Genomic DNA, 13,634 nt, shown 5'->3' on the forward strand with positions numbered 1-13,634 from the left:
GATCCGCCCGCCCAGGTCCAGCGGCGCCCGGCGATCACCCAGCCCCCTCGTCAGGGTTGCCGGCAGCGTCGAAACGGTCGCCACCGCGATCGGGAAAGCGCAGCATCAGCGCCTCCAGCGCCTGTCGCCCGGGCGCGCCGCCGCCGGCATGTCCGTGCACGCCCGCAGCGATCGCGAGCTCGACCGGCGTCATCGCCCAGAAGGTCGCAGGATCGAGCCGCAGCCGGCACAGCCCCGCCTGCAGCGCCGCCCTCCAGGGAAAGGGCGCAGGCTCTGGGCTCATCGCGCCGGCTGCGGCTCGCGAGGGTTTGCAGCGGCGCCGCCCGCACCGCCATCAATCCCGTCGCCACCCCCGTCACCGGTCCCGAACGTCGCCGCCAGCAGCTCCGCCACCGCGCGCGCCGCCGCCGCGAGCCCGCCGTCCGCCGTCATCCCGGCCACGTCCTCGTCGCTGAAGAGGTTGCCGCCGCCGCGCAGGCCGGCGCCGAGGATGCGGATGATGTCGCGCGCCCCGAGGCGGCCGCGCGAGAAGCGTGCGGCGAGGTCGCCGAGATCGTCGGCCGCAAAGGCCGTCTCCAGTTCCGCCAGCGCTCCCAGCGTCAGGCAGAGGATGCGGCGCTCGCCGTCGAGCACCGCCTCGACCTCGCCGCGCCGGCGATTGGCCCGTCCCACCGTCGCCCAGCCTGCCGTCGCCCGCCCCGGCATCAGAGCGCCCCGAAGGACAGCAGGCCGGCCGATTCCAGCGCGATCTCGAACAGCACCTCGCCGTCGTGATTGCCGGAATATTCGAGCGCGGTGATCTGGAACGGCCCGCTCACCGTGCCGAAGTCCGGGATCACCAGCTGGAAGGACAGGATGCTGCCGGCAAAGAACGCCGCGCGCACCAGCGCGTCCGACGCCTGGTCCTTGAAGATGCCGCCGCCGGAGACGGAGGCGCGCTGCACGCCGGCGCCGCCGAGCAACTCGCGCCAGCGCCCCGCCGACTGCGCATCCGTCACGTCGACGGCCTGCGCGTTGAAGGCGAGCCGTTTCGTCCGCAGCCCCGCGACCGTCACGTAGCTCCCCTCGTCCTCGACCTTCAACAGCAGGTCCCGCCCCTTCTGCGCCACCATCCGCTCGCTCCTTTCGCGACAATGAAAATGGGCGCCCCCGGCGCCCGCCGTTCCTCGGCCAACCCGTTTTCGCCGGGCGTGCCCCGCTCCTCGCCTCCGTCATCCCGGGCCCGACCCGGGATCCAGCAGCGCCGCGTCCGCGGCGCGAGAGAATCCTCTGCGCACGATGGCGCCGGATCCGATCCGCCATGACGGCCTCTGTTGGCGTCCAGCTCGAAGGCATGGACGTCCGGTCTGGAGCCGGTCAGCCCTGAACCTCGAGACGCCCGCAACCTGTCGGCAATCCCGCCAGGCGGGCTCGAGCCCGTTTCCCGCCGCTTCTCCCCCTTCTCCCGCCGCGCCCCTCCTCGCCCCCGTCATCCCGGGCCCGACCCGGGATCCAGCAGCGCCGCGTCCGCGGCGCGAGGAAATCCTCTGCGCGCGATGGCGCCGCATCCGGTCCGGCATGTCGGCCTCCATTGGCGTCCGGCTCGAAGGCATGGACGTCCGAAACCCGACCTCGCAGCGAGATTCGGAATTCTCACGCAACGTCTTGATTGCACCGCGTTATTTCCGTTCCAGCGTGGCCGCCATCCCGCCCCGACCCTCACTCCGTCACCGCCCGGAACCGCATCTCTGCCCGGTGGTGCGGCCGCGCGCCGTCGCGGGCGATCCTCGTCCGCCGGTGCAGGAGGCTCACCAGGTGGAAGCCGTCGAGCACGAGGTCGGTGTCGTGCAGCAGCGCGCGGACCCGCGCTGCGATCCTCTGCACCTCCCCATGCCCGCCCGCGGCCGACCAGGCGTGCAGCGTCAGGAGATGCTCCTCGCCCGCCTCCGTCGCCGTCGACAGGTCGCCGCTGTCGATCGCCGCGATCACCACCTTCGGCAGGCGCTGCCGGTCGGCCAGGCGGTCGGAGATGCCGCCCGGCCCGACCAGCGCCGAGAGTGCCGCGTCGCCGGCCAGCCGTTCGAAGATCGCCCTCTGCAGGGCCGAGGCCGCGCTCATCGTTCGTTCTCCTCGCAGTCGCAGAGCAGGTAGCGCCCCGTCTCGTCCGGGTCGCGGAAGGTGCGAAGCACGAAGACGCGCGCGCCCTTCCGGAACCGCATGCCGCTTTCAAGGTCGGCGCGGTGGCGCAGCCAGATCCGGTGCGTCACCGTCATCGCTTCGGCGCCGGCCGCCTGTGGCCGCGCGGCCGAGACCGGCTCGATCCGCGCCCAGGCGGCGTCGAACGCCACATAGTCGACGGCGACGCCGCCCTGCCCGTCCGGCGTCTCGACGGCGCGCTCCAGCGCCAGGCGCGCGGTGAACGCGCCGGGATCGAACGGCAGCCGGGCCATCACAGCCTCCGCATCCGGAACGGCGCCACCAGCCGGTCGTAGCCGGCCGGCACCGCGCCCGGCTGCTCGGCCGGCGACAGCACCCCGCGCAGTTCGTACATCGCCGCCACATGGACGAGCATCGCCCGTTTCAGCGTGTCGGGCACGTCGGTGCCGGCCTCGCCGAAGCCGGCGATGAAATCGATCTCGATGCCGTTCAGCGCCCGGCCGGGGCCGGGAAGCGCTGCGGGCTGCGCCGGCAGCAGCAGCCGCGCCGGCCGGGCGGTGCCGTCCAGAACGGCCCCCGTCACGTCGAGTTCGACCGGCACGCCGGCATCGTCGTAAACGGTAACAGCCTCAATCGTTTGCACCGGCCCTTTGACAATCCGGATCACGCGGCTCTCCGGCCAGGCGTCGAGATAGAGGCGGAAGCTGCGGGCGATCAGCGCCAGCCCCGTCTCGCGCTCCAGATGTTCGCGGGCGGCCCGGATCAGCGCCGCCAGCAGCTCGTCCTCGGCGGTGCCGTCGAGGCGCAGATGCGCCTTGGTCTCGGCCAGCGTGATCGCCTCGGCGCCGGGCGGCGCCAGTTCAACAAGGGTCATGGCAGGTCTCGTTTCTGAAGGTGGATCGGCTCGGCCGGCGCAATGCGGGCCCGGTCCGGATAAGGGCATCGTCAAGGGAGCGGGCGGATGCGGCGGGAGGCAGGCCGCATCCGCCCCTCGCGCCCGGGGACGGCAACCGTCCCCGGGCGCGAAGTCATCGATGAAAACGCGAACAGCCGCCGATGGTTGCCGCTGCGCCGCGCAGCCTCGCCGCTCCGTCCCTCTCCCCGCCCGCGGGGAGAAAGTGCCGGCGGGCGGATGCGGGGCCACGTCCCCGCCATCGGCTGTTCGCCATTCGCTACTGGCTATTCGCCCCTCAGCTCGCGGCGAACCGCAGGAGCTTGATCGCCTCGAAGTTCTGCACCCCGCCGCCGACGCGCTTGGTCGTGTAGAACAGCACGTAGGGCTTGGCGGAGTAGGGATCGCGCAGCACCCGCACGCCGGTGCGGTCGACGACCAGATAGCCGGCGCGGAAGTCGCCGAAGGCGATCGACAGGCTGTTGGCGGCGATGTCCGGCATGTCCTCGGCCTCCACCAGCGGAAAGCCCATCAGCTGCGCCTGCTGGCCGGGTCCGGCCGGCGGCCGCCAGAGATAGTTGCCGTCGGCGTCCTTGAACTTGCGGATCTCGCCCTGCGTCTTGCGGTTCATCACGAAGGCGGCGTTCTGGCGGTGGCTCGCCTTCAGCGCGTAGATCGCCTCGATCAGCGTGTCGGACGGGCCCGTCGCCTTGAAGGCGCCGGCGGCGCCGGTGGCGATATAGCCGATGTTGCCCCAGCTCCAGGTGCCGTCGGCAACCGCGGTGTAGCTCAGGAACCCCTTCGGCTTGTTGATGCCGTCGCCGGACACGAAGGCCGTGCCCTCCTGCTCGGAGAAGACGATGTCCACCTCCGAGGCGATCCAGCTCTCGACGTCGACCGCCGCGTCGTCGAGCAGGGCCGCGGTCGCCGCCGGCATGGCGTAGAGCTCCATGGTCGGGAAGGTCAGCTCGGCGAGCTGCACATTGCCGGTCTGCGGCCGCGCCGCCGTCTCGGCCACCCATCCCGCCGCCATGCCGCTCGTCGAGAACGGCTTCTTCAAGATGGCGGAGGAGACCTGCCGCACCGTCGAGAGCGCCCGGATCGGCGAGGCGATCGAAAGCCTGCGGCCGATCTCGGCATCCGTCTCCTCCGGCACGAGATAGCCGCCGTCGGCCGCCGAGCCGACCGACATCGCCTTGCCTTCGAGCTCGCGCAAGCCCGCCTCGTCGCCGCGGCGGATGTAGGCGGAAAACGCCTGCTTGTGCTCGGTCGCCTCGGGGCCGTCGCCGCCGCGCGACAGCGCCGGCCGCGCCTTCTTCAGCGCCAGGTGGTCGAGCGTGCGCTTGTGCTCGTCCATCGCCTTGTTGATGCGCTCCAGCTTGTCGCGGGTGACCACGTCGGCCGAAAGCTTCTGCTCGATCTCGCCGAGCCTGCGGTCGTTCGTCTCCTTGAAGGCCTCGAAGGCCTCCATGAAGTCGTCGAAGGCGGCCGTCATCGTGTCCGGCGCCGTCTTGATCTCCGGCGCGGTGGTCGTCGTTTCCCTGTCCATTGCGTCTTCCTTGGCTGGGCATGTCTCCCCGGGCCGCAAACAGGTCCAGGGAGAGGCATGCGTGGGGACAATCGGCAGAGCCGTGCGGGGCGCCCCTTTTCGGGACGCGCCGCACGCCTCAGCGCTTCAGCATCCGCGCCGCCCGCCGCATGGTGCGGACCAGCTCGGTCTCGTGATCGCGGAACCACCGCGCATTCTTCACGTTCGAGACCCGCGCCGACGGCAGCATCGGGAAGGTCACGATCGAGATTTCCCAGAGGTCGGCCTCGAGGATCCGGCGCACACCGGTCTGCCGGTCGGTCTTCGACCGCACCGTCTGGAAGCCGATGGAGAGCCCGTCGAGCGCGCCCGACTTCATCAGCTGGTGCACCTCGCGGGCCCGGGCGACGCCTTGCGAGAGCACGCCCTCGACATAGAGGCCGCGCTCGTCCTCGCGGATCGTCCGCCAGCGCCCGAGCGGCTCCGCCGGATCGTGCTGGTAGAGCATCCGCACCCCCGCCGCCCCGCGTTTTGCCAGCGACCTGGCGAAAGCCCCGGGCGCCAGCACGTCCTTGCCGAGGTCCACCTCGCCGAACAGGCTCGCATAGCCCGAAAACACCCCGTCGCCGGACACCCCGGCAAGCGTCAGATCCGCATATTTCTTCGTCCGCCAGACAGGCAGCCTGTCAGAGGTCATGGTCGTTCTCCGATGTTGGGGGGTAGGCAGTGGGCAGTGGGCAGTGGGCAGTAGGCAGTGGGCAGTAGCGAGTAGCGGGGTGCGGGTGGCGGGGTGCGGGTAGCCAGCACGCGGCAGCGATCCGCGCAATGCGAGCAAAGAGCAGGCAGCAGGCACCGGTCACGGGCTGCAACGAATGCCGCAGCCGGCAGATGCTGCAGTCCCCGGACGCCGTTCCGTCCGCGCTACTGCCTACTGCCTAATGCCCACTGCCTATTCCCTAGTCCCTATTCGCTACTCGCTATTCGCTCCCAACTCGCTACTGCCTACTGCCCGCTCCCTACTGCCTACCCCCTCCCTGCATCCGCTCCGCCGCGCGCATCAGAACGCCGAGCCCCCACCAGGCCGTCAGGCTGGCGGCGGCGGAGCCGGCGAGCGTGGTCTCGTAGCGGGAGACGAAGGCTGCGATCTCCAGCCGGGTGGCGAGCCAGACCCCGACCGGCCCGCCGAAGATCATCCCGCAGGTGAGCCCGGTGACGAAGCGCGAGGCCGCCTCGCGCCGCCCCTTCGGCAGCATGTAGACGAGCGACACCGCCGCCCCCGCCGCAGACCCCACCCACCGCGCCGCCCAGAGCGACGCGTCGTTTCCGAAATCAGCCATGGAGAGTCTCCTTCGAGGACGTAGGCAGTAGGCAGTGGGCAGTGGGCAGTAGGTGGTGGGGGGCGTGCGATGGCGAATAGCGAGTAGTGAATAGGGAATAGGGAATAGGGCAGTGGTGAACTGCAGAGACAGGGGCCATGGGAACCCGACGCGCAGCCAGTTCGCCGCAGGCGCTCCAGCGCACGGCTCTGCCCCGCCACAGCGCCAACGCCGGTTCCCCACTCCCTACTCCCTACTGCCTACTGCCCACTGCCTACTGCCTATCCGACAGCGAGTGGCGAGTGGTGAACTGCAGAGACAGGGGGCCATGGGAACCTGACGCGCAACCAGTTCGCCGCAGGCGCTCCGGAGCACGGCTCTCCCCACCCCCAGCGCCAAACGCCGGTTCCCTACTCCCTACTGCCCACTGCCCACTGCCTATTCCCTACTGCCTATTCCCTGCTGCCCCTCAATACCCCACCGCCCGCCGCTTCTCCTCGTCGCTGAGGAACGCGGCCGCGCCGACGCGCGCCCAGAGTTCGCCGCGCTCGGCGGCAAGCCCCGCCACCTGGTCGAGGTCGGGCGCCAGCCGGAGCGGGGCGGCCCGTCCCTCCGACAGAAAGCCGGAGAGCGCCGACGCGGTGCGGAAGATCAGCGGCAGCACGGTCAGCCGCCAGAAGGCGCGGTTGGCCTCCTGGTAGTTGGCATAGGTCGCGTCCCCCGGGATGCCGATCAGCATCGGCGGCACGCCGAAGGCGAGCGCGATGTCGCGCGCCGCCCCGTTCTTCGCCTCGACGAAATCCATCTCGCGCGGCGAAAGCCCCATCGCCTTCCAGTCGAGCCCGCCCTCCAGCAGCATCGGCCGGCCTGCCCGCGCCGGCCCCGAATAGCCCTCCTCGAGCTCCGCCTTCAGCCGGTCGTACTGGTCGGGCGAAAGATTGCCGCCGTCCTTCGGCTGGTAGACCAGCGCCCCGGAGGGCCTGGCCGAATTGTCGAGCAGCGCCTTGTTCCAGTGCGCGGCCGCGTTGGAAAGGTCGAGCGCCACGGAAGCCGCCTCCAGCGGCGCGAAGCCCAGATGGTCGTCGAGCGGGTGGAACAGCCGCAGGTGCAGCACCGCAGCCCCCGCTCCAGCCCCCGCCCCGGCCCCCGCCGGCACCCCGTCCGCCGCCGTCCCGCCGAAGGCCGCCCCGTCTCCCCCGCCGTCGGCGGTCGGGTAGCGCCGGACATGGGCGCCCGCCCGGTATTCGTAGGCCTCCGGCCAGCCGTCGCGCCCCTCGATCACCCGCACCCGGTCCGGCCGCAACAGGTGCAACTCGCGCAGGCGGCCGCCGATCCGCACGCCCTCGACGAAGGCATTGCCGGAGATCTGCAGGTGGCCGTAGAGCGCCTCGAAGAATTCGTTGCCGCCCATGCGCGCGTTCGGCCGCGCCAGCAGCCCCATGACGGCATCGTCGGCCAGCTCGTCCTCGCCCTCGTAGACCAGCCAGGGCACGGCGGCCGCGGCCTCGGCGATCATTCGCACCGCCCGGTGCGCCACCGGGTTGCGCATGAAGCCCTCGCGGGCGAGGGCTGCGTAGCTGCGGGCCGTCCAGCGCGCCCGCCCCTCCGCCGTCAGCGTCACGAACCCGCCCGCCTTGGTCTCGGGCAGGCCGCCAGCAATCGTCCCGGCACCCCGCCAGGCCTGAAGAAACGGAATTTTCATGAAGCCTCGTCCCTTTCTGATCCCACCCGCCGCCACAACCCCGCGCACCCCGACGGCGCCGGCACGGCGCATCGGCGATGCGCCGCAGCAAGGCACCCCCGCCGCCGTCATCCCATCCCGCGCGTTCCGGCCCGCGTATTCCGGCCTGCATGTCCCGGTCCGCGCGCTCCGACTTGTACGTTTCGTCCCGCGCACTCCCGCGCAAAGCCGGCCCTGCTCGTGCCGGCCCGCAGCCGCCCCTGCCGCCACCCTCGACCCGAGGCCTCCCCCCGTACCTCCGTCATCCCGGCCCCGAGCCGGGATCCAGCCGCGCCGCATCCGCGGCGCGAAAGAATCCCCTCGCGCGCAACGATGTGCGCGCCCTGGATGCCGGATCAAGTCCGGCATGACGGGGGTGAATGGCCACCGCCGCGCCGTCGCTCTGTGATCTCTGTCCCGTTCGGTCTGTCCCGTGTAGCCGTCCCGCCCGCGCGTCCCCGTGCTGCCCGTCCCGCACGTCCCGTTCCGCGCATCCCGCGCTGCATGTTCCGGTCCGCGCGCTCCGGTGCGTGCAGCCCGTCCCGCGCACTCCCGCGCGAAGCCGGCCCTGCTCGTTCCGAGCCGGCCCCACCCCCCGCGGCCACCCTCGACGCGAGGCATCCCCCCATACCTCCGTCATCCCGGCCCCCGAGCCGGGATCCAGCCGCGCCGCGTCCGCGGCGCGAAAGAATCCCCTCGCGCGCAAGGACTTGCGCGCCCTGGATGCCGGATCAAGTCCGGCATGACGGGGGCAGAAGGCCACCGCCGCCGTTCCTCTGTGATCTCTGTCCCGTTCGGTCTGTCCCGTGCAGCCGTCCCGCCCGCGCGTCCCCGTGCTGCCCGTCCCGCGCACTCCCGCGCAAAGCCGGCCCTGCTGGTTCGGCCCGCAGCCGCCCCTGCCGCCACCCTCGACCCGAGGCCTCCCCCCGTACCTCCGTCATCCCGGCCCCCGAGCCGGGATCCAGCCGCGCCGCGTCCGCGGCGCGAAAGATTCCTCTTGCGCGCAAGGACTTGCGCGACTGGATGCCGGATCAAGTCCGGCATGACGGGGGTGAATGGCCACCGCCGCGCCGTCGCTCTGCAAGCTCTGTCCCGTTCGGTCTGTCCCGTGCAGCCGTCCCGCGCATCGTGTCCCGTGCAGCCCGTCCCGCGCACTCCCGTCCCGCACATCCCGTTCTGCCCATTCCGACCTGCATGTTCCGGCCCGCGCGCTCCGGTGCGTGCAGCCCGTCCCGCGCACTCCCGCGCGAAGCCGCCCCTGCTCATCTCCGCCCCGCGCGCCGCGCCGGCGTCCCGCCTCAGCCGGTCGTGTAGCTGATCGCGGCGTAGTATTCCTTGGCGTAGCTCGCCACGAGCATCTTCTTGTCCTCGCCGTTGATGATCCGGCGGGCGTTTTCCCATTCCTGCTTGCGGCCGGCGAAGTAGTCCGAGAGCTTCCTGCCGGTGAAGGAGCCGTGGATCATGCCGTAGAAGAGGATGTCGACGGCGGTCTTCAGGTCCATCGCCAGTTCCGGCCGGCCGACGAGGTCGAGCCCCGTCGCACGCGCCATCTTCACGTAGTTCGCCTTGTGGGTCAGCTGGACGAGGCCGCGCCCCAGCCAGCTCTTGCCGTCGGCGTCCTTGCGCCAGTAGGGCGTGCTGACCCAGGGCAGCCGCCCCGCCCGGAAGGCGCGTTCGAGGATCGCGATCGCCCGGTCGTCGCTCCTGGCAAAGGTCTCGCGCACCGGCTGCATCGTCCGCCCGGTCTCGTGATGGGCCGTGGCCAGCATGTAGGCCAGCCAGCGGTCGTCCGCGTCCGCCATCTCGCCTTCCCATTTGTCGAGGATCGCCGTCAGCCCGTCGACCTGCGCCTGCTTCAGCGAACCGTCGAAGAGATGCCCGCGCACGTAGTCGAAGAAAGACTTCCTGTTGATCGCCACCATGTCACCCCTCCATCCGCGTTCGATCCGAAAGGCGTGCAACGACATTAGGGCCGGACGCGTCTGCCGCATCCACCCTGCAAGGCGCGAAAACCGCGCATCCGCAATGTCCAAGGGCGCGCCCCGCGGCGCTGCTCCAGTAAATCACAAATCGCTAATGCACACACCAAAAACTTGCGCGATGGGCTCAGATTCCCCTCACCCGCGGCTCGCCGCGCCGGTCGAGGACGAGCGCCGTCAGCGCCCAGACGAGCGCGTCGAGCCGGTCGGGCGAGCGGCCGGAAGACAGCCCGTCCGGGCCGAAGTCGCACATCTGGTCCTCCAGCTCCGGAAAGGCGCCGGCATGCAGCACCCGGCCCTGCTCGTAGAGGGCCGCCACCGGCTCGGCGCGCAGGAACTTGCCGCGCGTCGCCCGCACCGTCGTCACCGGCAGGTCGGCATCGATGCTGCGCAGCATCGCGCCCACCATGTCGCCGCCCTGGTTCACCTCGGCCACGACCCGGTCGGCGTCGAAGCGGCGGAAGGCCTGCACCACCGCGCCGGCCCAGCCGGCCGGGCTCGCGCCGGTGACGGAGCGGTCGGCCAGCACCACCGCCCGCCCGGCCGCATCCAGCCCCGCGACGACGATGCCGCAACAGGACCGGGCGGAGGCCGCAGCCGGCGGATCGACCGCCACGACGATGCGCGACAGCGGGCCGGACTGGGCGGCGGCGAACCGCTGGCGCACCGCCTCCAGCCGTTCCCGGCTCCAGAGCGCGTCCTCGCGGTCGGTGATCAGTTCGCCGTCCAGCTCCTGCCGGCCGAGCCGCGTGCCGCCGTAGCGCTCGGTCAGCGCGTCGATGAAGCCGGCGGAAAGGTTCTTCGCATTGTCGGCCGTGCGGATGCGCTCGAGCGCGGTCGCCCTGTCGGCGGCCAGCGCCCGCAGCAGCGGGATCGCCCGCGGCGTCGTCGTCACCAGCGCGCGCGGATGCTCGCCCAGCCTGAGGCCGAACTGCAGCATGTCCCAGGTCTCCTGCGCATGCCGCCACTTGCCGAGCTCGTCGCACCAGGCGAGATGAAACTGCGGCCCGCGCAGGCTCTCGGGATCCTCGGAGGAGAAGATCTGTGCGATCGTCCCGTTCGGCCAAACGAGCCGGCGCCGCGAGGCCTCGAATTCCGGACGCTCCGCGCGGGCGATCCGGCAGATGCCGGACACGCCGTCGATCATCACCTCGCGCGCGTCGCCCAAAGTCTCGGCCACCAGCGCGATCCGCAGCCGGGCCGTGCGGCGGGCGATGTCGTGCACCCATTCGGCGCCGGCCCGCGTCTTTCCCGATCCGCGGCCGCCCATCAGCAGCCACACCCGCCAGTCGCCCTTCGGCGCCTCCTGGGCCGGATGCCGCTCCAGCGCCCAGAGCCGGAACGCGCGGCCGAGCCGCTCGCCGCCGATCTGCCGCCCGCCGAGTGTCAGCACCGCCCCCGCCACCTGCTCCCTTCTCCCCGCCTGCGGGGAGAAGGTGCCGGCAGGCGGATGAGGGGCAGCGCCGTCCTCGACGACAGACGCCGGCGTGGAGACCGTCACAGACCGCCCATCGCCGCCGGCCCCGTCCGGCGCACCGCCCGGGCCCTGGCCGATCCGCCGTTCCAGCGCATCCACGCATCCGAGCGCAGCCGCGACGGCCGCTTCGTGTCGCTTGCGGCTCAGGCCCGCCTCCTTCGCCATGCGGTCGGCCGCCTTCTGCAGTTTCCGCTCGATCTTCTTCGCCAGCAGCCGGTCGTCACGGCCCGTTCCCGCCGTCCACCGCGCTGTCGTCGACCCGGTCCCCCGCCCCGTCGTCCATCCGGTCGCTCGCCCGGTCGCCCGGGGCCCCGCCGTCGGCCGCCCGCCGCGCGTTCGCTTCATGGTCCGCCTTCCATCGCTCGAGATAGGCCTTCGCCTTCGCCTCCACCCGCCGGTCGAACTCGGCGACGACCGCGTCGAAGTCGGCGGCTTCGCCGGCGAGCTCGGCGGCATCGCGCCGCTCGCTCAGGATCGTCCGCTGCAGGCTGTCGATCTTCTCCAGCGTGCGCACGATCAGCGACACCGCCTCGATCGCAGCCTTGGCGTCGGCCTGGCCGAGCTTGCGCCCGGCCTCGTCGTCGGCCTCCGCCGCCGCCTGCTCGGCGGAACGGCGCTGGCTCTGGAAGCGCTGGAAGCGCTCGCGCAGCTCCTTCGTCATCTGGGAGAGCATCGCCTGCATGTCGTCGAGCGGATCGCCGTCCGCCTCCGACTTCAGGTCCAAGACGATCGCCGCCATCGCCCCGTCCGGGTCCGGCGCGGCAGGCCCGTCGCAGGCAGGCTCGCCCGCCCCGAACAGCCGCAGATCCACATCGTCGCAATCCGTCATGGCAAGCCCCGCACGAAAAAGGCGCCGCGATCCGAACCGGACGGGCGCCTTGCGTCTGCTGTCAAAAAATCTGCCTACTGAATTCCCTGGCCCGAATACGGGCCGGCGGCCGGCGGGCGGATATCGCCGCTTGATGGGGTCCGGCCTCGTTCGCCCCGGCCATTCCACCGGTTCGGTGAAACGTCCGTGTCACGGGAACGCTTTGATGCCTGCGCGTTTCCCGATAGCGATCTCGCTTCCACCGGGACCTGCCGCGGCAACCGGACATCCGGGGGATCGCTCCGCCCGCACTTTTCCGACCGTAGCCGAACCCTATCAAACCACCGTCACGCCGTCAAGGATTATTTTCCTAGATTTTATGCGCAGTACTGGGACGTTGAAATGTGTCAATCGAACACCATCCTATAGGATATCATCTGCTCCCAAGGGCCTCACGCACGATGCGTGCCACCGCTGCATCTTCATCTTGCCTGAAGACCGGAACAGTTGTCAGACGGTTGGTTGCGCGTCTCCGTAGTTCGATAGGAACAGAATTGTCCTGCTCCAGCAAAGCAATAACCGATATGTCCTGCTTGACCTCATACGCTGCTGTCTGGTGCAAGAAAATTGCATCATGCACGCGACCGGGCGAATTGCCAAAGAAGATCGCGACAGGTGGGCGGTCCTTCGCCTCAACGATCATGTCAGGCTTCACCTCAGATAAGCGAGCGTTGACGGCCTCGCCTTCTCTAATTTGGGCGTGATCTCCCACCCCCAACCGTATTGCTTGGGCAGCATCTTCGCGAAACGTCGAGATGACCTTCTCTTGGGTCAGCAGGAGAAAATCATTCATTCTGATCATTACACTTACAAAATTCAGTGCACGGGTTGCAACTTCGTAGACTGGAAACGGGTTTGTCTTGATCGTGGCTTCCTCGGAATCGAAGTATGCATCGACGCCCGCCAAGAGGCTGTCTAATGCCCTTCGACGCGTTTCGGTCTCGAAATCAACCCCGGCACCTTCTAGAAGCGGTATTGTGGCGCCATCATCCTCAAGACGATAACGGCCATCGTCCGCTTGAAGGATATAGAATGAAATGCGATCACCGTCGTCACGTCTAAACGCGGTGCCGACCGCCAAGCCCGCCGGAACATTGGTGACAGTAATGTCGTCGCAGAAGGCTCTGCAGAGGTCAGCCTTCATAGCTCGCCGTCCCTCTTGTCGATTCCAAACACCTTCACCGCACAGTTAAATGCGGATGCAGGCGAAAGATCGCTCTTTCCGAACTTAAACTCTATACGCCTATGTTTACTCCCACTTCTAGGCAGACGAATAGCTCCAAAGCGATTTGTCCAAACATTGATCGTATGGAGGTCACCGCAGCGGGCATGACAGTGCCAGCCCGGTTCCGATGCATGGAACTCATAGTCGCAAAGGATCGTCGTTTCCCCTGCAGAGGTGACTCCGAGGGACGCCCTGAATATTTGCTTGGCCTCGTTGAGCAAGACCAGCACGCGGCACTCATTTCCCAGCGCGGAGAACGTGATTATATGCCAGCGGTAGAGAGGACCCCACTTATAGAATTTTGATTTGGCTTTACGCGACGGCCATTGGGCACGGGGTATCTCCCCTTGCTTCCAACCCCCGTGCTTAACCGAGGATTTCTTTGCCCCAATCAAAGCCCTCAAATCCATGGTTTCCTCTTATCATTGAAATGATAACGAAGTATACAACCAGGCTTATTCTTCTACCTCGATGGAGCTCCTTTTTCACTTCG

Annotated in this window: 14 protein-coding genes; all 14 read right to left on the bottom strand. The window is 69.4% G+C overall.

The features are described 5' to 3' along the window. Positions 1-34 precede the first annotated feature (34 nt). Positions 35-283 (bottom strand): rcc01693 family protein, encoded by a 249-nt coding sequence (locus tag P0086_RS05455; protein ID WP_275783333.1) that lies wholly within the window; start codon positions 281-283, stop codon positions 35-37. Further along, a complete protein-coding gene (locus tag P0086_RS05460) occupies positions 280-705 on the bottom strand; it encodes a gene transfer agent family protein (RefSeq protein WP_148652367.1) in 426 nt (141 codons plus the stop codon). The genes P0086_RS05455 and P0086_RS05460 overlap by 4 nt, the downstream gene beginning before the upstream one ends. Then, the gene (locus tag P0086_RS05465; protein WP_112593960.1) at positions 705-1,112 is read right to left on the bottom strand and encodes a phage major tail protein, TP901-1 family; all 408 of its coding nucleotides are present in this window, start codon (positions 1,110-1,112) and stop codon (positions 705-707) included. Before P0086_RS05465 ends, P0086_RS05460 begins: the two co-directional genes overlap by 1 nt. Before the next feature lie 586 nt (positions 1,113-1,698). Beyond that, positions 1,699-2,097 (bottom strand): DUF3168 domain-containing protein, encoded by a 399-nt coding sequence (locus tag P0086_RS05470; protein WP_275783336.1) that lies wholly within the window; start codon positions 2,095-2,097, stop codon positions 1,699-1,701. Continuing rightward, entirely contained in the window at positions 2,094-2,429 is a 336-nt protein-coding gene (locus tag P0086_RS05475) for a phage head closure protein (protein ID WP_275783338.1), read from the bottom strand. Before P0086_RS05475 ends, P0086_RS05470 begins: the two co-directional genes overlap by 4 nt. Then, the gene (locus P0086_RS05480) at positions 2,429-3,010 is read right to left on the bottom strand and encodes a head-tail connector protein (protein WP_275783340.1); all 582 of its coding nucleotides are present in this window, start codon (positions 3,008-3,010) and stop codon (positions 2,429-2,431) included. Before P0086_RS05480 ends, P0086_RS05475 begins: the two co-directional genes overlap by 1 nt. 316 nt (positions 3,011-3,326) lie before the next feature. Beyond that, positions 3,327-4,577 carry a phage major capsid protein gene (locus P0086_RS05485; RefSeq protein ID WP_275783343.1) on the bottom strand — a complete coding sequence of 417 codons (1,251 nt, stop codon included), beginning with the start codon at positions 4,575-4,577 and terminating at the stop codon, positions 3,327-3,329. Positions 4,578-4,695: 118 nt separating this feature from the next. Further along, on the bottom strand, positions 4,696-5,253 hold the full coding sequence (locus P0086_RS05490; RefSeq protein WP_112600491.1) for an HK97 family phage prohead protease: 558 nt from the start codon (positions 5,251-5,253) through the stop codon (positions 4,696-4,698). A gap of 319 nt (positions 5,254-5,572) precedes the next feature. After that, positions 5,573-5,893 carry a DUF6107 family protein gene (locus P0086_RS05495; RefSeq protein WP_112612109.1) on the bottom strand — a complete coding sequence of 107 codons (321 nt, stop codon included), beginning with the start codon at positions 5,891-5,893 and terminating at the stop codon, positions 5,573-5,575. Between the two features lie 448 nt (positions 5,894-6,341). Next, entirely contained in the window at positions 6,342-7,574 is a 1,233-nt protein-coding gene (locus P0086_RS05500) for a phage portal protein (RefSeq protein ID WP_275783352.1), read from the bottom strand. 1,316 nt (positions 7,575-8,890) lie between these two features. After that, positions 8,891-9,514 (bottom strand): glycoside hydrolase family 19 protein, encoded by a 624-nt coding sequence (locus P0086_RS05505; RefSeq protein WP_148151950.1) that lies wholly within the window; start codon positions 9,512-9,514, stop codon positions 8,891-8,893. A gap of 184 nt (positions 9,515-9,698) precedes the next feature. Then, complete coding sequence (locus P0086_RS05510) at positions 9,699-10,940, bottom strand: terminase family protein (protein WP_345799306.1); 1,242 nt, start codon at positions 10,938-10,940, stop codon at positions 9,699-9,701. 328 nt (positions 10,941-11,268) lie between these two features. After that, positions 11,269-11,877 (bottom strand): hypothetical protein, encoded by a 609-nt coding sequence (locus P0086_RS05515; protein WP_275783357.1) that lies wholly within the window; start codon positions 11,875-11,877, stop codon positions 11,269-11,271. 412 nt (positions 11,878-12,289) lie between these two features. Next, entirely contained in the window at positions 12,290-13,060 is a 771-nt protein-coding gene (locus P0086_RS05520; RefSeq protein WP_275783359.1) for a DUF1828 domain-containing protein, read from the bottom strand. Between the last annotated feature and the right edge of the window lie 574 nt (positions 13,061-13,634).

The organism is Mycoplana sp. MJR14 (genome assembly GCF_029210525.1).
Lineage (GTDB): Bacteria > Pseudomonadota > Alphaproteobacteria > Rhizobiales > Rhizobiaceae > Mycoplana.